The 25319-nt window shown below is 61.4% G+C and carries 18 protein-coding genes; 10 read left to right on the forward strand and 8 right to left on the reverse strand.

Features of this window, described 5'->3' with window-relative positions:
* Positions 1-207 precede the first annotated feature (207 nt).
* Positions 208-1491 (reverse strand): NupC/NupG family nucleoside CNT transporter, encoded by a 1284-nt coding sequence (locus HS101_08310; protein MBE7506271.1) that lies wholly within the window; start codon positions 1489-1491, stop codon positions 208-210.
* Position 1492: 1 nt separating this feature from the next.
* Positions 1493-2065, reverse strand: coding sequence for a thymidine kinase (locus tag HS101_08315; GenBank protein ID MBE7506272.1), 573 nt, complete (start codon positions 2063-2065; stop codon positions 1493-1495).
* 182 nt (positions 2066-2247) lie between these two features.
* Here HS101_08315 and HS101_08320 point away from each other — a divergent pair, with 182 nt between their 5' ends.
* On the forward strand, positions 2248-2832 hold the full coding sequence (locus tag HS101_08320) for a DUF1579 family protein (protein MBE7506273.1): 585 nt from the start codon (positions 2248-2250) through the stop codon (positions 2830-2832).
* 103 nt (positions 2833-2935) lie between these two features.
* A complete protein-coding gene (locus tag HS101_08325; protein MBE7506274.1) occupies positions 2936-4429 on the forward strand; it encodes an AAA family ATPase in 1494 nt (497 codons plus the stop codon).
* A gap of 32 nt (positions 4430-4461) precedes the next feature.
* On the opposite strand, the gene HS101_08330 is transcribed toward HS101_08325, so the two are convergent.
* The 3 genes from HS101_08330 to HS101_08340 all read right to left on the reverse strand — a co-directional run bounded on the left by HS101_08330 (position 4462) and on the right by HS101_08340 (position 10076).
* Positions 4462-8235, reverse strand: coding sequence for a hypothetical protein (locus HS101_08330; protein MBE7506275.1), 3774 nt, complete (start codon positions 8233-8235; stop codon positions 4462-4464).
* 19 nt (positions 8236-8254) lie between these two features.
* Entirely contained in the window at positions 8255-8779 is a 525-nt protein-coding gene (locus HS101_08335) for an HAD-IIIA family hydrolase (protein ID MBE7506276.1), read from the reverse strand.
* Between the two features lie 130 nt (positions 8780-8909).
* Complete coding sequence (locus HS101_08340) at positions 8910-10076, reverse strand: PLP-dependent transferase (GenBank protein MBE7506277.1); 1167 nt, start codon at positions 10074-10076, stop codon at positions 8910-8912.
* 115 nt (positions 10077-10191) lie between these two features.
* Here HS101_08340 and HS101_08345 point away from each other — a divergent pair, with 115 nt between their 5' ends.
* A complete protein-coding gene (locus tag HS101_08345; protein MBE7506278.1) occupies positions 10192-10776 on the forward strand; it encodes an aminodeoxychorismate/anthranilate synthase component II in 585 nt (194 codons plus the stop codon).
* A gap of 69 nt (positions 10777-10845) precedes the next feature.
* Here HS101_08345 and HS101_08350 read toward each other — a convergent pair whose 3' ends face one another.
* Positions 10846-11787: a CvpA family protein gene (locus HS101_08350; protein ID MBE7506279.1), complete on the reverse strand. Its 942-nt coding sequence runs from the start codon at positions 11785-11787 to the stop codon at positions 10846-10848.
* Between the two features lie 204 nt (positions 11788-11991).
* On the opposite strand from HS101_08350, the gene HS101_08355 reads away from it, so the two are divergent.
* Together HS101_08355 and xerD are read left to right on the forward strand one after the other, a co-directional pair.
* Positions 11992-13914 carry a HAMP domain-containing histidine kinase gene (locus tag HS101_08355; protein ID MBE7506280.1) on the forward strand — a complete coding sequence of 641 codons (1923 nt, stop codon included), beginning with the start codon at positions 11992-11994 and terminating at the stop codon, positions 13912-13914.
* Between the two features lie 169 nt (positions 13915-14083).
* Entirely contained in the window at positions 14084-15055 is a 972-nt protein-coding gene (gene xerD / locus HS101_08360) for a site-specific tyrosine recombinase XerD (GenBank protein ID MBE7506281.1), read from the forward strand.
* A 42-nt stretch (positions 15056-15097) separates the two neighbouring features.
* Here the strand turns inward: xerD and lpxD are convergent, their stop codons facing one another.
* On the reverse strand, positions 15098-16150 hold the full coding sequence (gene lpxD, locus HS101_08365) for a UDP-3-O-(3-hydroxymyristoyl)glucosamine N-acyltransferase (GenBank protein MBE7506282.1): 1053 nt from the start codon (positions 16148-16150) through the stop codon (positions 15098-15100).
* A 213-nt stretch (positions 16151-16363) separates the two neighbouring features.
* Between lpxD and HS101_08370 the strand changes: the two genes are divergently transcribed.
* Both HS101_08370 and HS101_08375 read left to right on the forward strand, forming a co-directional pair.
* On the forward strand, positions 16364-17077 hold the full coding sequence (locus HS101_08370) for a response regulator (protein ID MBE7506283.1): 714 nt from the start codon (positions 16364-16366) through the stop codon (positions 17075-17077).
* A 61-nt stretch (positions 17078-17138) separates the two neighbouring features.
* On the forward strand, positions 17139-18356 hold the full coding sequence (locus HS101_08375; GenBank protein ID MBE7506284.1) for an ABC transporter permease: 1218 nt from the start codon (positions 17139-17141) through the stop codon (positions 18354-18356).
* An 18-nt stretch (positions 18357-18374) separates the two neighbouring features.
* Here the strand turns inward: HS101_08375 and lexA are convergent, their stop codons facing one another.
* On the reverse strand, positions 18375-19049 hold the full coding sequence (gene lexA, locus HS101_08380) for a transcriptional repressor LexA (protein ID MBE7506285.1): 675 nt from the start codon (positions 19047-19049) through the stop codon (positions 18375-18377).
* 1982 nt (positions 19050-21031) lie between these two features.
* On the opposite strand from lexA, the gene HS101_08385 reads away from it, so the two are divergent.
* The 3 genes from HS101_08385 to HS101_08395 all read left to right on the forward strand — a co-directional run bounded on the left by HS101_08385 (position 21032) and on the right by HS101_08395 (position 25270).
* A complete protein-coding gene (locus HS101_08385; GenBank protein ID MBE7506286.1) occupies positions 21032-22588 on the forward strand; it encodes a hypothetical protein in 1557 nt (518 codons plus the stop codon).
* A 110-nt stretch (positions 22589-22698) separates the two neighbouring features.
* Positions 22699-23019: a hypothetical protein gene (locus tag HS101_08390; GenBank protein ID MBE7506287.1), complete on the forward strand. Its 321-nt coding sequence runs from the start codon at positions 22699-22701 to the stop codon at positions 23017-23019.
* Positions 22979-25270, forward strand: a complete 2292-nt coding sequence (locus HS101_08395; GenBank protein ID MBE7506288.1) for a hypothetical protein — start codon at positions 22979-22981, stop codon at positions 25268-25270. The genes HS101_08390 and HS101_08395 overlap by 41 nt, the downstream gene beginning before the upstream one ends.
* The last annotated feature ends 49 nt before the right edge of the window (positions 25271-25319 follow it).

Raw genomic sequence — 25319 nt, forward strand, 5'->3', positions numbered from 1 at the left:
GGAAGGTCAGCAACCCAAATCCGATCATCCCAAGGATCCCAGTTATCTCGCAGAATTGCCATGTTCCACTGGGCTCGCCGCGCTTATGCGCGCTCATCGGCCCCTGCTCATAAAACCAAAAGCTGAAATAAATGAATGTCAGCGATAAGAGTGCGCCTAAGGAATACCAGATTCTTCGCCAACGCACTGACATTACTCACCGAGACGTTAGACCAGCACCCCTGCGATGCAGCCGGTCATCCAGCAGGCCATCGCGCCGCCGAGCATGGCCCGGGGGCCTAATTGCACCAGGTCGGCCCTGCGATCCGGGGCCAGTCCGCCGATGCCGCCGATCTGGATGCCGATGCTGCTGAGATTGGCGAACCCACATAGCGAGTAGGTTGCGATCAGCGTCGAGCGCTCGCTCATGCCGCCGTCGCGAATGATCTGCCCCAGGGAGGAATACGCGATGAGTTCGTTCGTCGCCATCGCTTTGCCCAAGAGGCCGCCGAAGGTGCGATAGTCGCCGCCGTCCACGCCCGCGAGAAATGCGACCGGCGAGAAGGCCAGACCCAGCAGCCCGTCGAGGTTAAGTTCCTTGAGCCCCATCGACGCGACGACCGGCTCCATGAATGAGACGTGCCCCAGCGCCGTCAGGGCGATGTCCACGACCTTGATGATCGCCACGAACGCGATGAGCATCGCCAGCACGTTGATGGCTAGCTTCATGCCCTGGCCGGCCCCGGTCGTCGCCGCGTCGATAAAGCTGCGCGTCTCGCGATCCAGCTTCACCTTCACTGTGCCAGCAGTCAGCGGCGTACCTGTCTCCGGAACCATGATCTTGGCCAGCATGAACGCCGCCGGGGCGGACATGAGCGAAGCGGTCATCAGGTGTCGGGCAACCTCCACCATCCTATCGGGATCCTTTTGTCCAAGCATGCCCACATAGACCGCCATCACGCCCGCGGCGACCGTCGCGAACCCGCCGGTCATCATGGCCATGATCTCCGATCGGGTCATGCTGGAGATGTACGGCCGCACCAATAACGGGGCTTCCGTTTGACCGAAGAAGACGTTTGCCGCGCCGGCCAGCGCCTCGGCGCCCGAGACGCCCATTGTTCGGGTCATCAGCCAGGCCATCGCCGAAACGATGCGCTGCAGGATGCCGTAGTGGTAACCGATCGACGAGATGGTCGCGACAATGATGATCGTCGTCATGATCTTGATGCCGACGATTGCTTCCCATGCCACGCTGGGATGATTGCCCGTCAGCGGCCCAAAGACGAAGTCCGCCCCCGCGTCGGCCCCGGCGAGCACGGCTGTCACGACATGGGCGATCGCGTCGAAGAAGGCGCGACCGGGCTCCGTCTTTAAGACCAGGAGCGCCAGGAGCCACTGCAGGGCCATCCCGGCGGCGACCGTCTTGACCGGAAACCGCCGGCGATTCGATGAAAGAAGCCAGGCAATGAAGACCAGGACCCCGATGCCGAATAGCCCGCGTGCAACACCCATGTCACCGGCTCTCCGGAGGACCCGGCAGCGGCGTGAAGTGCTCCGCGCACCGCGGCTCGTAATCCGACAGACCGCCCACCATGTGCAGCGTGTCCACCGGGCTCATGCGCTGGGTGAAGGCCGCCGGTTCGCCACAGACGCGGCAAGGCGAATACTTCGTCACCACTTCGTCGGCCATGTTCATGAGCTGCGGTATCGGGTCGAACGGGCGTCCCCAGGCATCGTTGCTGATCCCGGCGACGAGCACGGATACGCCGCGACCGAGCAGCTCTTTAATCACCGGCACCAACGGTTCTCTGAAGAACTGGCCTTCGTCGATGGCGATCACGTCGGCGTCCGTGGACTGCGCTAAGACCGCCGCGGCGTCCGGAACGGGAATGGCATCAAAGCGGTCCTGCGTATGTGTCACCAGGTGCGTTGCGTCATAGCGATTGTCGATCGAATGCTTAAACGCTTTAACCCGCAGCCCATCCTTGCGCGCCTGCCGCAGCCGGGCAATCAAGTGCTCCGTCTTTCCGGCAAACATCGAGCCGTGGACGATTTCCAGCCGACCTTTGTGCGATTGGGCACTCACGATGGGCGATTGTGCCCGGTAGAGGCATGGGGTTGCAAGGAGCTTTTCCAGGCTATTCGGCGCAATCGAATCGTCTCCCGAAAAGCTTGACGCACTGTTATGCCATGTTAGGATTCCGGTCGGTATGAGCCGCATTGGGCGGCCTCGCGTCAATCAAGCCATCGCCGTAGGGAGAGATTCTCATGACTCGAAGATTGTGTGCCTACATGCTTGCCCTGACACTTAACTTTGCTCTCGTCGGATGCCAGCAGCCCGCCGGAAACATGCAGGATATGTCTGGCCCTCCGCCGCGACCAGCGGAACTCGACAAGCTTGATGCCTGGGTCGGCAATTGGACCGGTACCGGTGAACTCACCATGTACACGCCTGAGGGCGAGCAAAAGATGACGACCACAGGCAATGAAAAGGTCTCTTGGGTTTGCGACAATCGTTTTCTGATGTCCAATTATGAATGGAGCATGGGTGAAGAGAGCAAATACGCAGGCTACTCCTTCATGACCTATGACCCCGATGAAAAAGAGTATCAGTCATGGTCGTTCAGCAATTTCGGATCTGCCGGTCGCAGTGAAATGAAATGGGATGAGGCCGCCGGCCTTTGGCGAATGGAGGGCAAAGAGAAGAAGCCTGACGGATCGGTCTCTATTGGCGAGGGCACCGTCAAGATGTCGGCCGATGGAAGTACAAATGAGTGGACCTACACGGAGTGGGAGAACGCGTGGAAGTTTAAGAAGACGATGGAAGTCAAGGGCACCAGCAAGAAGCAGTAGCTCCTCGGGCCCGATTTTCTACTCCTATCGAAAAACACCAGCAGGCCCACGGGTGCGAATCCGTGGGCTTGTTTTTGCGCTCAGGTCGCACGAAGATGATCCTGTGAACCCCACCGATCTCGAACGCTTCCAACATCTCCTGGCCGCGCGCTACCCGTGCATTCACATTCCCACGCTCGAGGAAGACGACGCCCTTTCCCTGGTCCGCAATGCAGTCGCGAACATGCCCTACGCCCTGCGGTTGTGGTCCATTGTCGGCGGCGTCCGCGACGGCCTCGTCTCCGATCAGCCTCCCATCCCCGAGACCGAGCACCCGGCCGCCGCGCTCTACTATATGACCCGCCAGTCTGAAGTCAGCGTCAACATCATGCTCGACCTCGCCGGTCACCTGCGCGACGAACGCACCCAGCGTCTTTGCCGCGACGCCATCCGTCACTGCCGGGAAACGTCGAGCCATCTGGTTCTTATCGATCATCAGGACGAGCTTCCGCCGATCATCGCGGCACAGGCCTTGCGACTGGAAATAACGCTGCCCGATGAGAAGGAGCTTAAGGACCTCATCCGCGACACCCTTCTGCAGATTAACTTTGAGGGCCGCGTCAACACGCAGATCAGCAAGGGCGCCTATCAGGCGATCATCCGCAACCTCGCCGGTCTCTCCCGCCGACAAGTTCGGCAGATCATCACCGAGACCGTCGCCGAAGACCGTAAATTCGACGAGGCCGACCTGAACACCGTGCTTGCCCGAAAGCGTCAGCTCGTGCATCGCGGCGGCCTGCTCGAATATGTCGAGACCCTCGCCGACATGAAACAGCTCGGCGGCATGAAGCGCCTCAAGGCCTGGCTCGAATCGCGCCGCCATGCCCTTACAGACGAGGCCGCCGCCTATGGCATCTCCGCCCCGCGCGGCGTCCTGATGCTCGGCGTCCAGGGAGCGGGCAAGAGCTACTGCGCGAAGGCGATTGCCACGGCATGGCAGCGACCGCTGCTGCGCATGGATGTCGGCGCGCTGTACGACCGGTACGTCGGCGAATCCGAGCGCCGCCTCCGCGACGCGCTTCATCAGGCCGAGGCGATGGCCCCGATCATTCTATGGATTGACGAAATCGAGAAAGCATTCGCCTCATCCGCCAGTCGCAGCAGCGACGGGGGGCTTTCACAGCGCATGTTCGGCTCGCTATTGACCTGGATGCAGGAGCACACGGCCCCGGTCTTCCTCGTCGCCACGGCCAACGATATCGAGGCGCTGCCGCCGGAGATGCTTCGCAAGGGACGCTTCGACGAGGTGTTCTTTGTCGACCTGCCGTCGGAGCCGACGCGTCGAGAGATTCTCGCCATCCACCTGAGCAAGCGTAAACGCGATCCGGGCAAGTTCGACATCGCGGCCCTCGCCTCCTCGGCCGAGGGCTATAGCGGCGCAGAGATCGAACAGGCCATTCTCTCCGCCCTTCACGACGGCTTCGCGGCCGGCCGGGAGATCGATACCAGCGCGATTCAAAAGGCGATGAAAAGCTCACCGCCGCTGTCAGTGACGATGTCGGAAAGGATGCTCGCCCTCCGCGCCTGGGCCCAGGGTCGCTGCGTTCCGGCGGACTGAGGTCATGACAACTTCGTATCGAATGGTGTGAATCAGCGCCGGCTGGTTCGAATGGTGGCTTTCGGCGCTTCGATGCGATTCTTTGCCCGATCCCAGATCAAGACCGGCCCACGCCACATCATGAACCGGCCGGAGCCCTCCTCCTCGTCCATGATGGTTGCTTCGTAGTTGCTGGCCCCTTCGAGCCGGGTCTCTCCGGAATCGGCGAGATACTGAAGGTGCTCGCCGGTCAGGCTCTTGGTGTCTTCCTTGAGGTGAACCGACTCCTTGGCAATGAGACGTGCCAGATCCGTGGCACGGGCGCCGGCCTGGGACTTGCCCTTCTTCGGCTCCTTCTTCGCGGTCTTGAACTCCAGCAGGAGATTGCCGCATCGCAACGTGGCGATGCGCCCCTTGCCGATGTGCTGAAGCGAGGCGTCGTCAAGGCCCATCGCCGACGCAAGCTCGCCCTGCATCACCATCTCCCGACCGCTGCGGTGGACCATCGAAACATCCTTGTCGAAGACAACAAGGCTGCGGTCCACGAAAAAGTCCATCGAGTTCTGCCAGGTGATCGCCGTCTGGCTGGGTCCGTCGCTTCGCAGGCTGCTCATCATCGGCGCCGCCTCCGCGCTGGCCTGCGACTGCTTCTTTCGCTCTCGCGGATCAAACTGGTAGTCTTCGATCAATAGGGTACCGGCGCTGGGGATGTTCATCTGTTCGGCGACGAGATCGACTGCAATCTGCGGCGCGGCGATCCGAACCCGGGACAAGAGACGACCGCGCAGCCCCAGCCGCGTATCGGGCGCGTACTCCATGCTCAGCGCCTCGGCGCGACCTTCGGCGACCACATAGACCGGCCGCTTCCTCTGGCCTCCGACAGCCGCGAGCGATACTTGATCGTCCCGGCCCCTATCACCGGACACTTCCCCGAACTTGGCAAGGATCCGCTCCTGCGGCAAACCGCAGAGCAGGCGCGTCGCGGTAAACGCCGCGACCACCGGCGTCGAAAAGACCGCCCCGACGTAACCGGCCTCCTCGCGCACGTCCGCCATCAACTTGAAAGGCGAAACCTCGCCGCGCGCCTTGCGCAGCGGAGGCGGTGGAGCATTGCTGAATCGAACCGTCATCTTTTCCGACGTGAGCCGGAAGTTCGGAGTCTGGCTGACGATGTCGCCGAGAAAGACGCCGTAGTTCCTCTCCAATTGGAACTCCATCCGATCCTTCCAGGTCGTCTTCACGGTCGTCGTCTCGCTCAGCTTGCGACCGCTGAAGTCCTCCTTGGTCCGGATGTACGACGAACCGGGGCCCGGCACCACCATCGACTGGCGGGTCATGTCGATGTCGATGCGTTCGCCGTGCAGCGCGACATCCCCAAATCGGGCCCTTGCAGGTCGATCTGCCGAAGCGCCCAGTATCAGCGCCGTGGCAAGCTGGCCGCCTGCGTTCATCGTGGCCTTGAGCGACTCTGCGCGGCTGATTTTCAAATTCTGAGTCGGGTCGATGATGAAGACGTCGCCACCGGCATCGACCGTCTGGATTCCGATTCGTGACTTGGCCGGAGCCGCGGGCCTGCCGTCCTGCGCCGGGCGCGGCTTGCCGGGAATCTGAGCCAACTCGACGTGCATCTTCTGCGCGCGAATCTCTCGATTCGCCTGGCGAGCCAGAACGTCACCGAAACCGTCAACGCTGCGCGGAACGCTTCGTCCGTCAGGCGTCAGCGTCATCGCGACGTCCAGCCGATCGCCCGCAAGCACATCGTCGCCTCGCTCCAGCCGGACCCCGCCCGACATATTGAGGTGCTGGATGTGGTCGGCAACATCCTCGCCGGAGCGGGGCTCGCCAAATGTCGCGGCGACCTCTTCGCCCACGAGTCGATCCTCGCCCTGCTTCATCGAAACGGTTCCGTGGAACCAGGCGCGGCGAAGATACTCTTTTTCCTTGTCTTCCATCGCCCCTGTGTCGGGGTTCATCTGCCGAACGTGTCGCCGACCAATTTCGAGATCGACGCCGCGCGCCCAATCAATGCGAACGGCATCACGCGCCGACTTGGATTTGGCGAGATCGCCGGATGCGTCTGAATCGCCCATCAGGCCGTCCAGCCGGTCGTCTTCCATATGACCGGGCCCTTCGACGCGGCCGAGCCCCCGCTTCTCATCAAAGAAAATCTCGCGTCCGCTCAGCGTGCCGGATCCACCGACATTGATCTGAACGGGCCGCGCATCGGTCGCGGACATCCATACTTGGCGGCGCTCATGCCGGTAGACGAGTTGATCGCAGGTGGCCGTCGCCTTTTTTGGATCGCCGGCCTCGCCGCCGGGCGCGACCTGGTCGCTCATCAGCCTGACCGGATTACCGATCGCGACCGCATCGAAGCGCTGGCCGGTCTGCTCCTCGGCATTCACGCGGATCGGTCGCATCTCCAAAGGGCCGTTCCAGGTCAGGGTGAGTCGAGTCTGATCGTCCTGGCTGAAATCCGCAGGCAAGCCGGCAGTGGTGCGGCCGCTGCTCGTTTCCGACGCGGCGCCGGAGGTATCGCCGTCTTCCGGCTCCACTTTGGCGGCGCCCTGAGGACGCGGGCCGGTGCTGGCCTGCTGGCGCTGTTTGCGACCGAAGTCAAAATTCACTTCGAGGCTGTCAGCTTCAATCTTGCCGATCGTTCGCAACCCGTCTCGCTGCTCCACCACGACGTTGTTGGCGAACACGGCGCGGTAGGTATGCACGCGCGACCGTTCCTTGACGGACTCCGCCTGTGCCAGGGGCGTGCCGTCAACCGCTGACCGCGCCTCCGTGGTCATCTGCTGAACCGCCGCGGTAAGATCGTCCGCGCTCTTCAACTCGCCAACGGGGGTATGCACGGCGGCAGCGGCGGATGGCAGCGACCGGGGCTGATTGGCGGCGACGGCCCCGCCTTCCAGGCGAATCTCCGCGGCGGCCTCGGCGGCCGTGATCGCGGCGATGGACATCGGCTTCATCGCCTCGGCGCGAGGGGCCACCATTTGCCCCTTGCCCTTCAAACCGGATGCGGTCGCTTTCTTGCCTCGCTTCGCGTCGCGCGTCGTGCCGGGCATTCCGAAGTCGATCATCTTGCCGCCGCGCCGCAGAATCATCCGACCGCCCTGCTCGAAGCGCAGCATGTCGATGCGATTATCAACCTGGTCCCACTGAACCGTCAGGCCGCGACAATCTTCAATCCGCGCCTCGGTGCTATCGACCAGGACATCGCCATCGGCAAACAGTTCGGCGCGATCCATGTCAAAGCGCGCCTCGGGCAGAAAGATACTGATGAGGTCGTCAGGGTGAGCAAATCGCTCGGCAAGTTCCGGATTCTCCTCGCGCCACTTTGTCGTTGTGCGGTCAATGACCACCTTCACGTTGCCCCAGAGGCGACCCCGCTTGGGATCGACGCGCGTACTGGTTCGTCGCGTGATGGTTACTTCGGCTTCGTCGGCATTGATGTAGGTGATCTCGCCGCGCGGCATGTAAATCTGGATCGCCAGCTTGTGAAGGTGAAAATCCGTCTCGGTGATCGGCTCCCATTTCTCCGCCTCGAAGATGTACTTGAGCCGGCCGGAAACATCGTCGTAAATTTTCACACGCGTCTGAGCGCCGGGGCTTAAAGGAATGCGCGCGTCCGTCATACCCTGAACCGCGACCTGCGTTGTCGCCGCGGCACGAGTCACAAACTTGTGAACGACGTCGGCGGAATTTCCGGCATCCGGATCGACCGTGGCATGATCGGGGCTGGAGAACACGACATAGGCCGCGACCGCCATCAGAAACGTCGCGCCCATCAGCAGGATTTTTTTCGGTAGTCCTTCTCGCATATTCAATTCCGCCGATCCATTACGTATCCGTAGACGCTCGATCGGCCGACCAACGCTTTGCGACGCTCGACCAGGTTCCATTGCGGCGAAGCAATCGCTCAACCGCCTCTGCGACCGCGCCGGACCCACCGGCTCGCCGCGTGACATACGCAGCGGCTCGCTTCACCAGCGGCACCGCGTTGGCGACGGCGATGGGGTAGCCGCACTTTCGCATCGGCGCGATATCCAGCAGATCATCACCGATGAACGCCGTCTCGGCGGAGGACACTTTCGCCTTTTCGCAGAACGACTCGAACGCCGGCAGCTTGTCGCCGACGCCCTGGGCAATCAACTCAATATCCAACTCAGCCGCACGCGCTGCGACAGCCGCGGACTGCCGGCCGCTGATAATCGCAACGCAACCACCGGCCTGCTGCCATAAACGAATCGCCCCGCCGTCCTGCACGTGGAATTCCTTGATCGCGTTGCCATGCCGATCGTAGGGGAGGCCGCCGCTGGTCATCACGCCGTCAACATCGAGGATCAGCAGCTTGATAGGACGCAAGTGCACCATTCCGTCGTCGGCGAGACGTCTCTCGTTTCGGCCCCCGAAGATCGCCCGCCGGAATCATCCAGCGATGAGGATTCTAGCCCGATTCCACCATCCTCACAACCAACCGCGCCCCGGCGAAAAATCACCCTGAGACGGCCGCCAGGGCCTGATACAGGTCGGCCTTCAAATCCTCCACCGATTCAAGACCTATGCTGATGCGGATCACCCATTTGCTCTTGCCGTCCGACGGATCGGCGACCTCCAGCGGCACGGCGAGGCTCTCATAACCGCCCCAGCTCACGGCGATGCCGAAATACCGCAGCGCATCCACCACGGCGAACGCCGCCTCTCTGCCGGGCGTTTTCAGGGCGAAACTAATGAGCCCGCTGTGGCCGCGCATCTGCTTTCGGGCCAGGGCCGCATGTGGGTGCGACTCCAGTCCCGAGTAGTACACGCGTGCCACGCGCATGTCGCTCTCCAGCAGCCGGGCGATCGCCGCGGTGCTTCGCGAATGACGCTCCATGCGCACGCCAAGGGTCCGCAAGCCGCGCAGCATCAGCCAGCAGGCGAACGGATCGGCCACGCCGCCCAGCAGCTCACCCTCAAGGTTGACAATGGACCTCATGCGCTCCGCCGAGCCGACGACGAGCCCGGCGATCACGTCGCTGTGGCCGCTGATGTATTTCGACGCCGAGTGGACCACCAGATCGACGCCCAGCGTCAGCGGATTCTGATAAACCGGCGTCGCGTTGGAATTGTCGCAGATGGTGGATATCCCGCGCGACCTGGCATGGGCGCAGATAGCCGCGAGGTCCTGCACCTCGAACAAGATGCTGGACGGAGACTCCAGATAGTAGAGCTTGGTATTCGGCCGCGTCGCCGCTTCAAAATCCGACGCTTCCGTCCCACGCACGTAGGTCGTCTCAATCCCGAAGCGCGGCAAATAGTTCGTCAGCAATTTCCGTGTCGGACCATACGCCGTCCCGACACAGACGACATGATCTCCCGACTTCGCGCACGACAAGATCGCCGCGGAAATCGCCGCCATGCCCGAGCCGAATGCCCGAGCGGCCTCGCCCTTCTCCATCGCCGCGATCTTCTCCTCGAGCAGCCGCGCCGTCGGGTTTCCGACGCGCGTGTAATCAAACCGCTGCCGGTCTTCGGACCGCGAGTGAAACGATGCGCTGTCGGGAAAGGTGAAGGTGGACGATTGATAGAGCGGGGGAGCCGCCGCGCCGAGGTTGGTTTCCCGATTCTCCGCATAGTGGACGCAGAGTGTCTCGATGCCTGGATGTTGTCCGTCGCCCACGTCTATACTCCTTGCCGCCGTGCGGATAGTGTTACGCGATTGTCAGGACGCATCGTAATATCGCCTCGCGTCCGATTCAAAGGCGTGCCCGCGACCGGGAGAAAGCCGTCGTCTTATGCTCGTGCTGATCGATAACTACGACTCCTTCACCTACAACCTCGTCCAGCGCTTCGGCGAGATCGGCCTTGAAGACTCCGCCCTGCGCCACGAAATCCGCGTCTATCGAAATGACCAGGTCTCCGTCGAGCGCCTCGCGCAGGACAAGCCCACCCACCTCGTCATCTCACCCGGCCCCTGCACCCCGGCCGAGGGCGGCATCAGCAACGATGCGATCCAGCATTTTTTCAGGAAGATTCCCGTCCTCGGCGTCTGCCTGGGCCACCAGTGCATCGGCCACACCTTCGGCGCAGCCGTCGTTCGCGCGGGGCGGATCATGCACGGCAAGACCAGCCCCATTCATCACGACGGCAGGACCATCTTCGCGGACATGTCGAACCCCTTCACCGCAACGCGCTATCACTCATTAATGGTAGACGTCGCGACGCTGCCGCCCGAGTTTGAAGTGTCCGCCCGAACCGATCAGGGCGAATGCATGGCACTTCGCCACAAGTCCGCGCCACTCGAAGGCGTACAATTCCACCCGGAGAGCTTCCTCACCGACGAAGGCGCCAAGCTGCTGGCGAATTTTCTGCGGATGTGACAAACCGAAAGAGATAAGGCAAACGGATCGGTTCACGGGAAGCGGTACTGCGCGTATCCGAATCGAGACTTATTCTTTCGCCTGATTCAAGACCTTCTCCAGCGAGATGCCGCCGCCGGCGCCTTGCAGCACCGGGTTCAGGTCGTTTCCAGTGGGCAGGTTCTTGAGCAGTTCGCGGAGCTGCTCGGCCATCTTCGGGTCGATCTGTTCCGGCCGAATCTGACCCGTCGTGTTCAACTCGTGAATCGCGTCGCGCAGCGCGGGAATCTTCGCGATTGGATTCGTCCCATCCGTGACGCTCGCCATCGCTCCCATTCGCGATTCCTGCGCCAGCCTGAGCATTGTCGCACCGACCTGGGCGCGCGGCGAACCCTTCGGGGAGACCTTCTCGTCGGTCATCAGCTTCGCGAACGGCTGGAGCGACGTCGAGAACCAGCAAAGACTCAAGACGATCGCCACGCCCTCGGCAAGTCCCAGCGCAGCACCGCCCACTCGATCGACCGCAAGGAGTCCGCCGCGCCGCATAATCACGCGCCTGCGAAAGCTCTTGGTCCCGAAGTGACAAACACACCAAAGCGCCGTGGCCCCGAGAGCGGTCAGGACGAATCCCCCCATGCCGGGAGGGCTGCCCGTGGTCTGGGTGACGAGGTTAGAGGTAAAGGCCTGGATGGAAGGACCAAAGACGACCATGACTACGGCGAACGCGAGCATCACCAGCTTTCGAAACCCGCCGCGCCAAAGCCCGTGCAGCGTGCAGGCGGTGAGCGCCGCCGCGGCGATCTGGCCCAATAGGAGCCCGCGCTGGAGGCTCATGAACAGCATCGCGCCGCCAAGGCCGATGGTCAGGATGCTAGAATAGACCGGAGCGACCGGTGCAAAGGGCGCTTTGGTCGAAGGTCGGGCGGAGCGAATCATCGGGGGGCGAAGCGCGTCGCTGAGCCGTGTTTCCGGTCCCGGGCCGGCCGGCTTCGAGCGAGCAGTGGCATCAACCGGTGGTTTCATGGTGATCACGACGGTTTTCCCCCGAATTAGGATAGGGCGGCCAAGCCGCACGAAAAAGACATACCATCTATCGGTCAGGGTATTCGCCGCCAAAGCCGAATTATTTACGATCGCCGCACAGCGTCGGATAATAGGTGGTCGCACCGTTCGCCGTTTGACCGTCCGGTAGGCAGGCGACCCGTTTCGGACTTTGAGCCGCACAGGGAGAATCACGTGACGCCGGTCAATACCACACGCAGACACGCGACGATCGCCATTGCGGCGGTCTGGGTGCTCGTCTGCGGCGGCCTGGCCTGGGCGACGAAGTCGGCGATTCAGTTGGACCGAATCGAAGCGCACGATGCGATGCGAAAGGCCGATGACATTCGATTCGAGCGCGCCATGGCTCGCATCGAGACCGAAGTCGCCCCGATCGTCTACGCCGAGCGGGCGCGACCCTATTCGCAGTTTCGATCCTTCTACGTCACGACGGGCGCGCGCTTCCGAGGCAATCATCACGATGTCAGTCGCGACATCGAAGTTGTCTCTCCGCTCAAGGACTTCAAGGGACCCGCCTGGCTGCTTTTGCACTTTCAGGTGTCGGTTGCCGAGGGTTGGAGCAGTCCTCAGCTCGGCGACGAGGCCGACTACGCAATGCCCGCCGGCTCGATTCTTCCCGCCCACCGTGCCACCGAGGCGACAGCCGAGAACTGGTTCGCGGCGTTGAGAGAGCGCTACACGCCCGATTCCCTGGAAAAAGTGCTGATAGAAACGCTGATGAACTCCAGTCGCGCCGGCTATGACAAGCCCGTCAGCGAACTGGACGCTTCGGCAGAAGAATCCTCGACGAGTGAGTCGCAGATCGGCACGAGCGAGACGGCTCGACGCGCCGAGCGACTGATGCAGTTGCAGCTTGAAATCCAGCCGGAGTCATCCTGCGAGCCGGAGCTTGTTGCCACTGCCAATCTCGAAACCGGCACCGCCAGGAGTAACTCGCGATTGACCGACACCGGGGCCTGCATCCCCGTCCGCACGCCTTTAATGACGCCGGTCTGGCTCGATCTCACGATGGATGGCGCTCCGCAGCTTGCTTTCGTACGTGCCGCTTCTGTCGAAACGGCCGAGCATTGTACTCTGCAGGGTTGTCTCATCGATTGGGAGCAACTCAAGTCCACGCTGGAAAAGCAGATTGAAGACCTCTACCCGGAGGGACGGCTGGTTCCCGTTCGTCATGAATCCTTGGCCGCAACGGCCAATGAGCGCGGCATGGTGCGGATGCTCAACGCCCGGCTCATTCCCGGCCACCGCATGCCGGTCGTCGCCAGTGGGATTTCCGCAAGCCTTGTGCAGGGCCTCGCCGTCGGATGGACCGCGACGTTGCTGGCCCTCGCGGCGATCACCTACGGCGTCCTGAAGTACCTGGCCCTTGCGGAACGGCGAATGAAATTCGTTGCGGCCGTGACGCACGAGCTGCGCACGCCGCTGACTTCGTTCCAGCTTTACAGCGATTTGCTGAGCGACATGAAAGTGGAAAGCGGAGAGCAGCGACACAAATACGCCGGACTCCTGAAGGCCGAGTCCCGTCGTCTGTCCCGGCTCGTCGAAAACGTGCTGGCCTATTCTCGCGTGGGCGACGCTGCTCCCAAGCTGAATCCGCAAACGACAAGGCCCGAACAGATGCTTGAGGCAGCGCGAGAGGCGACTGCGGAAACGTGCGCCAAATCCGGCAAGCAGCTCATCATCGAAAACCGCTGCGCAAGCGACGCCGTCGTCGACACCGACACCGAGTACGTCGGCCAGATCCTCACCAATCTCATCGAGAACGCCTGCAAGTACAGCGGTGGCAACGGCAATGCCCGCATCTGGCTGACCGCTCGACCCGCTCCGGGCGACGGCATCATCCTGGAAGTCGACGACGAGGGACCGGGCGTATCTCCAAGAGAGCGGCGCGATGTCTTTGAGCCGTTTCGCCGAGGCGGAGGATCGGACGATCGCCGCGCCGGCGGTGTCGGACTGGGGCTGTCGCTTTCACGCTATTGGGCCGAGTGCCTCGGCGGCGCGCTGATGCTGCGTCGAAGCGAGCGTAATGGCTCACACTTCTCCTGCTTCTCGCTCATGCTGCCCGCGCGAGGGCGCATCGGCGAGAGTCGATCTTGAGTGAATTGCCAAGGCGGGTCTTTACGGCCTCACGCACGATCTGCACTTCTTTGCGCATTTCCCGCCGATATGTCGACCCCTGCGCGAACACTCCATATTTCGCGCGCCACGGCCGATAGACTGCTAGGACATTAGCTCACACGAATCGACACTGATCCGAAACACCAGCATGAGTGCAACACCTTCGTATCGCATCGCTCCGCCGCCTCTGCCGCAGCCGGCTCAGGCGCCTTCGACGGCCCATGCCGATTGGCCGCGCCTTCTCCGGCAGTTCGTCGAGTACCTCGTCTCGGAATGCGGCCTGGCGCCGAACACGATCGAGGCCTACCAGCGCGACCTGCGCGAGTTTGTCCACGAACTGGACGCACGGGACATCTGCTCCGTCGCCCGAATAGATACGCTGGTGATTCGCGCGTTTCTCGTTCGCTTGTCCGAGCGCAAGCTCGCGCTTTCGACCATCGCGCGGCACCTTTGCTCGGTCAAGATGTTTCTGCGGTATCTCTTCATCGTCGGGCTGTCCCCGGACGATAAGGGCGCGCTTCTGGAGTCGCCCAAGAAGTGGCGGCGATTGCCCGGCACGCTCGGCAAGCAGCAGGTCGATGCCATGCTCGCAGTGCCGCAGCCGGGAGAGCCCTTCTACGCCCGCGATCGCGCCATCCTCGAACTGCTCTATGCAACGGGAATGCGCGTCTCTGAATTGGCCGGTCTCAATGTCAAGGATGTGAATCTAAAGGTCGGCTACGTGCGCTGCCTCGGCAAGGGCAACAAAGAACGGATCGTGCCGATCAACTCGCACGCCACCGATGCGGTCAGCGAATATCTGCGCTCGCTGCGCGGCATCCTCACCGAGGCCGCGCCGCATGTAGATGCCCTCTTCGTGTCGCGCACCGGACGAGCGATGGATCGGACCAATATCTGGAGACTCGTCAGCCGCTACGCCGGGCTCAGCGGCATCACCGAGCCGGTCGGCCCGCATACGCTGCGCCATTGCTTCGCGACTCACCTGCTCGAGGGCGGAGCAGACCTGCGCATCGTGCAGGAACTGCTCGGCCACGCCGATGTCGCAACCACGCAGGTTTATACCCACGTAGACAGATCGCGTCTGAAGTTCATCCACGAACGTTGCCACCCCCGGCAGTAAGCCCCCGTCACCCGCCGTCGACGAGCAGTCGAAGCGGCCCTTTCAACTGCTTAGTTTTTTCCGAAGCGCCTCGACCTGCGCTTCGAGTTGCTTGATCTGTTTGGCCATGTCCGGAAGCCGGGCCAGATAGGAAAACGACCGCATCGCATCCTTGATGGGAACGGCCGGAGCGCCCGCTACTGATGTGCCCGCGGGAACGTCATTCATGACGCCCGACATGGCAGCGATCTGAGCCTCGTCGCCGATGTGCAGATGTCCCGCGACGCCGACCTTGCCCGCCATGGTCACGTGCCGGCCGACCGTCACCGATCCGGCGATGCCCACCTGGGCGACGAACATGCAATCCTCGCCGATCTTCGCGCCGTGGCCGATGGCGATGAGATTGCTGAACTTCGTCCCGGAGGCGATCACGGTGCGGCCGAGCGTGGCGCGATCGATCGAGCAGTTCGAGCCGATTTCCACGTCGTCGCCGATCTCGACGATGCCGATCTGCGGGATCTTGTGCCATTTACCCTTGACCGGCGCATATCCCAGGCCGTCTTCGCCGATCACGCTTCCGGCGTGAATCGTGACGCGATTGCCCAGGACACTGCCCTCGTAGATCGTCACGTTCGGATACAAAATACAGTCGTCGCCGATTTGGCAATCGCGCGCCACATAAACCCCGGGATACATCACGGCGTTTCGGCCGATCGTGACATTTGCGCCGATGGTCACGTTGTGGCAAATCCCCGCATTTTCGCCGATCTTCGACGTCGGATCGACCACAGCGCGCGGGTCGATGCCTTTTCGCTCGTGCTTGCGATAGCCATGAACGTGAACCATCACGACGGTCACGGCGGCATAGGGGTCCGGCGCGCGAATCACGCACAAACCGCTGGGAATCTCTTGCTCCTTCGAGACAATCACGACGCCTGCTTTGGTCGTCGAGAGGGCCTTTTCGTATTTGGCATTCGAAAGAAAGCTGATTTCCGTCGGGCCGGCTTCGTCCAGGGTCGCGACGCCGGTGATCTCGCGATTCGGATCGCCGACAATCTCGCAGGGCATGTTGAACTGGGCCAGAAGTTCCGCAAGGGCGGTGAGGCGGTGGGGCATCAGAGGCGCGTCCGTTTCATTTCAACCCCTGCCGGGGCATGTCTCATGAGGCGCATCTAAGTATGAAACCGGGCCGTACAGGTGTCAAACAACGCCCGTTGGCGAAGCTCGATTCGACGGGGCGCGAAATGGGCCCTGCGGCTACAATGGCAGAATGCACTGAGGAGCCTGATGGCGGGTTGATACGACTCGCGTCGCGGAGCAATCGATCGCGTGGCAGCACAGCAGATTGTTGTAATTGAGGACGAGACAGCGATTCGAGACGCGGTGGTTCAGGTGCTGCGCAACGCCGGATATGACCCCGTCGACGCCGCCGACGGCGCGGCCGGGCTTGCGGCGGCGAGGCGGCCCGGCGTTTGCCTTGTCCTGCTGGACCTGCTCATGCCGAAGCTCGACGGCATGGGGGTTCTCGCGCAACTTCGTAAGACGCATCCGACCTTGCCGGTCATTATTCTCACGGCGCGCGGGACCGAGGACGAGCGCGTCGCGGGACTCAAGGCCGGCGCCGACGATTACGTGGTCAAGCCATTCTCATCCAAGGAGCTGATCGCCCGAGTCGAGGCGGTATTGCGCAGAAGCCCGGAGCGACCGGAGATTGTTCACCTGCTCAAGGCGGGGAAGGCGACGGTCGACCTGGAGCGCCGAGAGGTGCATGCCGGGGACGAGCCGCGGACTTCGCTTTCGGAGACGGAGTGCGCTGTGTTGTCGCACCTTGCGGCGAATCCCGAACGGGCCATCTCGCGGGAGGAATTGCTCACTCGTCTATGGGGTCTTTCGGGCGGGCAGATTGAGACGCGCACCATTGATATGCACGTCGCCCGGCTTCGGGCGAAGCTCGCTTCGATGGGCGGGGATGACGGCGAGCAGTACATCGTCACGGTTCGCGGCAAGGGATACATGCTGGGGCCGTTGGTCAAGTCGCAATGACGCTCGACATCAAACCGGCTAGAATAGGACGCTGTCCCGCCCCAAGGAGCTGCGCCGTCGGATGAATTCGGGAACCCTTATCGCTGAAGCATGGATCAGCCTCACCAAGAACAAGGTGCGCACGGTCCTGTCCATGCTGGGCATCATCATCGGCGTCGGCGCGGTGATTATTCTCGTCGCGATGGCCCAGGCCACGAAGCTGCGCATTGAAGACGAGATTGCCCGGCTGGGCGACGATTGGATGTTCATCCGTAATTTCAGCGTTCAGGCATCCGGGCTGGCGAAGGCCGACGTTCAGTCGAAGCCGATGCAGACGAAGCACGACGCAGACGCCATCAACGAGCAATGCACACTTGTCCGGGCGGCGACGCCGTCCAATCGCATGACTATGCAGGTCAAGTCGAGCTACGCCAATTACTCGGCCAACGTGCAGGGGGTCTATCCCAATTACCACGACATCCGCCGATGGGAAGTCATCAGCGGCCGGAAGCTGGACGACCGCGACGAAATCGCCAAGCGGCCGGTGTGCGTCATCGGTCTGACCGCCGCGAAGGAACTTTTCGGCTCGATGAATCCGGTCGGCGAGGAGATCACGGTCAAGAGCGGGCGGTTCAAGATTGTCGGCCTGCTGGAATTCAAGGGCATGAGCGACCAGCGGGATAATGACGACGTCATCCTTTTTCCGTTTTCGACCTTCGAGCGGAAGATTGCCGGGGCGGAGGTTTCGCAGACGCTCATCGCGGCCGCGGCGCATGGGGTTGATCCGAAACTGGCGGAAGATCAGATTCGGCGGCTGCTGCGCGAACGGCACCGACTTCGCCCGGGGGACGCGGACGACTTTCGATTGTTCGCGCTGTCCGAGTCTGCACAGGTCAAGGAGGAGTCGAGTGCTTCGTTTTCATGGCTTTTGGGCATGATCGCGGGGGTGTCGCTGGTGGTGGGCGGGATCGGCATCATGAACATCATGCTGGTCAGCGTGACCGAGCGGACGCGGGAGATCGGGCTGCGGATGGCCATTGGTGCGAGCAACGTCGACATCATGATGCAGTTTCTCATCGAGGCCATCGTGCTTTGCACGGTCGGCGGCATTTTGGGGATGTTCGGCGGGTGGGGATTCTCCTTTGTGCTGACTTCGTGGAAGGGCTACGAGACGGCGGTGTCGTATTGGATCGCCGGGATCGCGCTTGGATTCGCCTTTGCCACGGGCGTCTTCTTCGGGTTTTACCCGGCATGGCGGGCGAGCCGGCTGGACCCGATTGAGGCGCTGCGATACGAGTAGCCGCAAGCCACGTCGCTGCTAAATCGAACGGCGAATCAGGCCGATCATCACGCCCTGGATATTCACCGAGTTTGTGTAGATCGGTTCGTACCTGGCGTTGGCCGGTTGGAGGCGGATGCGCCCGCGTTCGCGGTAGAAGCGCTTGAGTGTCGCTTCGCCATCGTCCAGGAGGGCAACCACTGTTTCGCCGTTGATCGGCGTTGTCCGCTGCTCGATGACCACGTAGTCGCCGTCGGCGATCTGATCTTCGATCATGCTGTCGCCGCGGACCTCGAGCAGGTAAACGCCATGCTTGGAGGTGAAGACCTGATCGAGATCGACCACTTCGGGATTCTCAATTGCTTCGATGGGCGAGCCGGCGGCGATGCGGCCGATGAGCTTGAGGCGGCCGGGGCGATCGTCGGGCAGCTCGAGATGGTCAGCCAATTGCAAAGAGCGAGCCTTGTGGCGGTCCTTGGTCAGCAGACCGCGCTCTTCGAGAATGTTGAGATGCTCGAAGACCGTGACCTTTGAGATGCCGAACTCCGCGGCGATCTCGTCGTAGGTCGGGGAATAGCCATTTTTGTGGGTGTAGTCCCGGATGAAGGTCAGAATCTCTGTCTGGCGCGGGGTGGCCGGGCGAGTCGCACGCGACTGGCTGCGACTGCCGGCGCGGCTGCGCGACGACTTTTTCTTTCGACGATTCGGCGACATTTAGTTTCTCCTGATGATGCGGCCAGGCTCGGCCGGCGAGACCCTGTGGCCCGAGGATGAGAACGGGCAGAGGGCCGGCCGGCGGAATCTGGGCCGCGGTCGGGTCATGACGGCCTGGGGCGGACGCGGTGTCTTCCGCCCGCAGGCCGAATCTAGTACGGAGCGATGCCACGGCGGCGCGCATCGCTTCGAGTAAGGTGGCGGAGCTGCGGCTTCCGGGTTGCCAGGCGACCTCATAGTCGCCACCGGGGCCAAACGCACAGAGAGGCAAGACATCGAGAGACGCATCCATTCGCCACGACCCTTCAAGCATAGCCTAACTTCGGCCAAACGTCAACCCTAACACGAGGCGAAGTTCGGTTTTTTTCAGGACCGAGCCTGCCGGGGCGGAATTCTCTCTTCGCGACGGCCCGCCGGAGGCGGTTGTGGGCCATCAAATCCAGGTGACATAAGGTGACACAAGGCCTTGGGGAATCGTGCCAACGATTGTGGCGGGCAGGGGTTGGGGTGGTTCGGGTTTTGGGTGGTTTTTGGAGAAAAAGGCCTGAGACGCGAGACTGTAGGCGATAGGCTGAAGGCTGTAGGAGAAGGCGGCGGGGCAAGGGGCCGAGCGTGATGCAAGGGCGGCGACACTCGACGTGGCGGCGGGACGAGATTGCATTCGAGAGGTGACCCCTCCCTGACAGTCGGGGCTCTGAATGGGGCGCGGCGATTCGATGTTTTGCAAGGTGACAATAGGCGAACAAAAAGGGGCCGAGGGACCAAGGGGCTGAGGGGTCCAGGGTGAAGACCAGCTCGCTGATCGCGCGTAAGTCGTGCAGAATCGAACGTGACATATAGTGACACACGCGATTTTTTTTGTTTGCAACTCTTGTGGCGGGCATGGGTTGGGGCGGTTCGTGATTTTGGTGGTTTTTTGCGCGCACTCGAGTGACTCCTCCGCCCCTGCCGGGGCGGGATTTTCTGCGCGACGCTGACCACGGATTGCGCTGGTCGGGCGGTGCCCGACGACGCTGCATTTGTGGCTACAGGCCGGCGCCCCATTCGGGGCTCGAACGGGTGTGGGCGGGAAGGTTGCGCGGGCTGAGAGATTAATTGTTGGATGAGGGAGGTCTGCGCGAAGAAAAAAGACATGGGAAAGGATTCCCATTTTGGTGGGTGCGAGAAGGGAATCTTGCACCAGCCGCGGCGGAATCTCAGATTTGAGATTTGAGATTTCAGAAAGGGCGCGGGGAGTGAGCAGAGTCGAAGGTGACAATAGGCGAAAAAAGGGGCCGAGGGATCGAGGGGCCAAGGCGTCGAGGGTGAAGACAAGCGAGCCAATCGCGCGCAAGTCGTGCAAAATCGAAGGTGACAAATAGTGACACACGCGATTTTTTTCGCTTGCAACTCTTGTGGCGGGCATGTGTTGGGGCGGTTCGGGTTTTGGGTGGTTTTTGGTGAAAATGGCCTGAGACATGCGGCCTGGGGCTTGAGGCGCGGCGGCGGCGAAGCGCTTGGGGATCACCTGGCTAATGGGGTTTTGATCTTGCACGATGCGCTACCTCGCGGGGCAATGGTTGATTTGATCTCCATTGATGCATTCTTGCTCCGCGTGCGCGCCTGGCGGCGCGAGGAGGGCCGCAGCCTTTTTGGGTGTCGGTTGAGAATACACACTGCGCAAGGCATCCACGGGGGTTCTGGGAATCGCGCAAAGGAGTGGAGATATTCCGTGGCGAAGCGGGTTGTCGGTTTTCAATGTTCGGTTTCGCGGAATCGGCACGGAGTGGCGACGGCCCTCAGATACGTCACCGTGATTCGGCACAGGGCCTGCCGATAATCGCGGCTTCCAGATCGATGTCAGTCAATGGAATCAGCCTGATTCGCTTGACTTTTTTTTGGGACTTGGGATAGATTGTAGTTAGTGCGAGTGGAGCGGGTCGATCCACAAAGGAGGGCTTTCGCACGAGCCTCAAGCCTCAAGCGGAAGGGTGCGCGTTCGCATGTTGAAGCAAGCTAGTTTTGTTTCGTCCGTAGTTCTGTTTGTCTTCGCCGGTCAAATGGCGCTGGCCGGTCCGGTGCTGGACATTGACCCGGACCTGATGGGACTTCCACGCAGCGGGATCGTTGTCGATCGTCAGCCGTTTCCTACGGGTGGACCAGGAAGCGACACTAGTTTTTTCGATGTTGCCACGCCGCTCACGTCGCAGTTGTCAGCGGACGACTTTATGATCGATTCAGCTACCACAATTAGACATGTCACATGGTGGGGGTTTTACGGCGGGACGTTTACGAACCCGGCTGAACAGCCGCCCGCGACACAGACAATGCGGATTCGGTTTTACGGCGCCCGGGCTCTGGACAATTTGCCCGGATCGGTCCTCTTCGAAGAAAGCGTCATAGATCCTCCGTACGCTTGGACTGGGCGACAGATTTTGACGGGCGCCACTCCCAACGAATACAGGTTTGATGTGAACCTTACGATCCCCGCACAGCTCAACTCGTCAACGCTGTACTGGTTGGAGATCGTGCAGGTTGGGTCACAGCAAAGCGTTTATCGCTGGGAATATTCAGTTTCTGGTCGCGACGGATTTGCATTCCAGAACGATGCAACGGTCGATTGGGTTCACACACAGAATACGGCTGCCAATCTCGCTTTTCAGCTCTCGACGATTCCGGAACCGAGTACTGCTGCACTGATGTTAGTTCTTTGTTGTTGCTTCTCGTGTCGCGGGGGGAGAAAGGGGGCCCAGCGATGGGTCGGCAATCGAACCGGGGAGGATATCCGCATGTTGAGGCAGGCTAGTGTCGCGTCGTGTGTGATCGTGGTTGTCTTCGCCGGTCAAATGGCGTCGGCAGGTCCGGTGCTGGATATTGATCCGGACCTCATGGGCCTTCCGCGAGGGGGGATTGTCGTAGATCAGCAGCCGAATCTAACTGGTGGCCAGGGTTCAGATACGTCTTTCATTAACGGAGTCGGTGTTCCGTTTTGGCAATTGCTCGCGGACAACATACGGCTCGGTCAATCTGCGACCATCAGGCAAATCACCTGGTGGGGATTTTACGGTGGCGATTTCGATGAGGCACCGGATGCTCATGATCCTCCGACAGGCCCGGAGTCATTTCGCGTTCGCCTTTACGCCCCTCGCACTAGCGATGATCTGCCTGATAGCTCGAACATACTCTTTGGAGAGACAATCCTCAATCCTCCCAGGGCCAGCACGGGGCGCACGTTGTTGCTGCCAGGAATCCCAGACGAGTATCGTTATCAGGCGGAACTAAGCGCACCATTCCTTCTAGATGCGGATTTGCTTTACTGGTTAGAGGTTGTGCAGCTCGGAGACTTGGACAGCCATTTTCGGTGGGAGCGTGGAACGGGCCTTCAATTGGGTTTTTACTATTTGAATCCGGTTGTTTCGGACTGGACATCTTCGCCGGGTAGTTTCGCGTTCGAACTATCGACAATTCCGGAACCCGGAACTGGGGGTCTTCTTTTGATATGTGTTCCGATTGCGGTCCGTTTGTTGGGGCATGGGGGGAGGAGGGTACCTCCACGATAGACATTCCAGCCTGCTGATACTTTTCGCATCACATATGTGGCTTGCGCAAGCGACATAACGTGGCGTAGGCGCCAAGTCAAAACGTTCGACTTTTGCAAGGGAGGAAAACCATGTCAACTCTTTGCGCAGATTCCGCGCGCTCCAGAATTCCAGGGTCGTTGTTCCCTTCCGTTCTCCTGATCACGCTCATCATTCCCGTGACCTCAAACACCAATGCTCAGTGCCCCGACCCTGTCCCTGCGACACCGATCGAAGCCCAGGTTGATATTCTGTCCGACGGCGTATGCGTGGCCATGCGCGAGAGCGGAGAATTCGTGGTTGCGTACGCTCGCGCGCGACCGCAATACCGCGAAATCCGCGTTCAGCGGTTCTGCAAGTCCGGGGAGATACTTGGCTCGCTCGGGGGTACTCAGCGAACCCGGACACCATGAATGGCCGTCCATCGCGTCCAGTCGAACCGGGCATTATTCCGTCGCATGGATCGGTGTTGACGGGGCGATTTTCGGCGAGGTAAAGCTGTTTCTGACCGAGAACCAGTTTGATTTTGACGATTTCGAATCGATCATACCTGTGGAGAGCCCGCCATCATCTGCCAGTGGGGGCGGGGATGAATTCCCCTCGGCCGGGGCGTCGGATGCATTGATCGACCAGGCCACCGCGGCATGGGCGAATAACGATGAGAACCCCGGGCTTCACTTCGGCATCGACGGCGCCCAGACCGCCACAATCAGAAACTGCGACGTGACGACCTGTGGGGCGAGGGTCAACCAGTGGCTGCCCTGCGTATCGACGCGATCTGAAGATGGGGCGTTCGCAATTGCATTTGCCTACGATGAAGACCCTACTCTCGCAGACTCATTCCTGAATATCGCGTTGGTTCTTTTTGATGAGACTGGAGCTGTTCTGGAACAGCTTGCCGGACCAGACAGAAATGACCCCGACAAGTGGGTCAACAATCCATTGGTCGAGGATATTTCCACTGAGGATGAGTCAAACCAAGTGTCCCCGGCGGTCTCATTTGTCGGCAATGACATCGTTGTCGCGTGGGCCGGGCCCCGACTCGTCGCCTGCACCGGCGATCCTAACTTCCACATCTATGCCCGGCGGTTCAAGTTTGATGATAGCGCCCAGCCCGGCCAGCGATTGCGCGATCCCGCCGACGGCGAGGGTCGGTCGGGCGTGTTCGTCGTGGACACGGACGCAAACTCGGTCATCAACAATCCTCTCATTGCTCGCCCGGCCCTGGCACTCACGCTGGCCACGGACTCCAACGCAGGGCGGTTCGTGGTGGCATGGAACACGTTAAACAACCCCGAAGCACGGACGGAGATTCACGCCCAATATTTTGACAACCTGGGCCAGCCGCGCGGAAGTGAGCTTCGTGTGAATCAGGACACGAGTCCGACACTAAGTGGAAATGCACGATACCTTCAGCGCAGCGGAGGGCACACCATCGCGTACGGGGCCGAAGATCAACTTGTCGCCACGTGGGCGCACGAGAACACTTCAGGCGTACCTGTCGTATCCTACACCGTCCTCCCGCCGAATTACGCCCGGACGACGATTCCCGCCTGCGGCGTCTGCGAGATGAACCCGGAAATGTGCGACCCGTGCCTCAAGGGTGACGCCGACAACGACTGCCTCGTCAACCTTTACGACATCGCCCCGTTCGTCGACGCCCTGTTGTTCGGCGACTTCACCTGCGCCGACATCCTCGATGTGTGCCGGGTGGACATGAACAACGACGCGAGAATCAACGGGCTGGACATCCAGTGCTTCGTCAATACGCTGGTCGGCAACGAGTGCACGCTTCCCACCTTGCGGATCATCGACTGCAATCTGAACGGCATCCCCGACGACGAGGACATCGCCGCGCAGACCAGCAGCGACGTGAACAGCAACGGCGTGCCGGACGAGTGTGAGCCGGACTGCAACGAAAACGATGTGCCCGACGAATGGGATATCGCCCAGGCGACCAGCTACGACTGCGACACCGACGGCATCCCCGATGAGTGCGCGAAGGACTGTAACGACAACGGCATCGCCGATTCCTGTGACGTGGACCCGGCCGACCCGGACGGGAACTCGATGGTCAGCGCCGACTGCAACTTGAACGGCTACCCGGACGAGTGCGAGCCGGACTGCAACACGAACGGCGTGCCGGACGACTGCGACATGGACCCGACCGACCCGGTTGGGGACGAGTGGGTGAGCCCGGACTGCAACGGGAATGAGTACCCGGATGAGTGCGAACTGGCGCTCCCGCCGCCGTTTGGAAGCAGCGATTGCAATACCAACGGGATTCCGGATGAGTGCGACATTGCCGACTGCGAGAGCGACCCGGCCTGCGATGACTGCAACGAGAATGGAATCCCCGACGCGTGCGACATCGCCGCTGAGATCAGCGAGGATGTCAATACCAATGGCATCCCCGACGAGTGCGAGGGCGAAAGCCTGATGGGAGGCGGCGGTGAGTCGATGATGTCGTCGATGAGCGGTGAAGGGGATACGGGCGAGACGCCCATGCCACCCGATGAAGAGGCCGCGTGGGAGGCGTTCTACGAGTGGTCAATCGCTCAATGCTGGGGACCGAACTGCGAGAGCAGCACCGACGCCCAATTCGCGGCAATGATCGCCAAGCTGAGCGAACTCGGCCTGCCGACGGCGGCGGTCGGGCCGTAGGGAGGCAACAGCACTTCGCAAGTCAATGAGCCAACCCAAGGGGCTTCGG

It is taken from the genome of Planctomycetia bacterium (assembly GCA_015075745.1).
Lineage (GTDB): Bacteria > Planctomycetota > Phycisphaerae > UBA1845 > UTPLA1 > UTPLA1.

Excerpts from the sequence above, each read along its gene's own strand:
- HS101_08330 (MBE7506275.1), bottom strand. The coding sequence starts at position 8,235 with ATGCGAGAAGGACTACCGAAAAAAATCCTGCTGATGGGCGCGACGTTT.
- HS101_08345 (MBE7506278.1), top strand. The coding sequence starts at position 10,192 with ATGCTCGTGCTGATCGATAACTACGACTCCTTCACCTACAACCTCGTC.
- HS101_08385 (MBE7506286.1), top strand. The coding sequence starts at position 21,032 with ATGTTGAAGCAAGCTAGTTTTGTTTCGTCCGTAGTTCTGTTTGTCTTC.
- lpxD (MBE7506282.1), bottom strand. The coding sequence starts at position 16,150 with ATGCCCCACCGCCTCACCGCCCTTGCGGAACTTCTGGCCCAGTTCAAC.
- HS101_08375 (MBE7506284.1), top strand. The coding sequence starts at position 17,139 with ATGAATTCGGGAACCCTTATCGCTGAAGCATGGATCAGCCTCACCAAG.
- HS101_08310 (MBE7506271.1), bottom strand. The coding sequence starts at position 1,491 with ATGGGTGTTGCACGCGGGCTATTCGGCATCGGGGTCCTGGTCTTCATT.
- HS101_08390 (MBE7506287.1), top strand. The coding sequence starts at position 22,699 with ATGTCAACTCTTTGCGCAGATTCCGCGCGCTCCAGAATTCCAGGGTCG.
- xerD (MBE7506281.1), top strand. The coding sequence starts at position 14,084 with ATGAGTGCAACACCTTCGTATCGCATCGCTCCGCCGCCTCTGCCGCAG.
- lexA (MBE7506285.1), bottom strand. The coding sequence starts at position 19,049 with ATGTCGCCGAATCGTCGAAAGAAAAAGTCGTCGCGCAGCCGCGCCGGC.
- HS101_08320 (MBE7506273.1), top strand. The coding sequence starts at position 2,248 with ATGACTCGAAGATTGTGTGCCTACATGCTTGCCCTGACACTTAACTTT.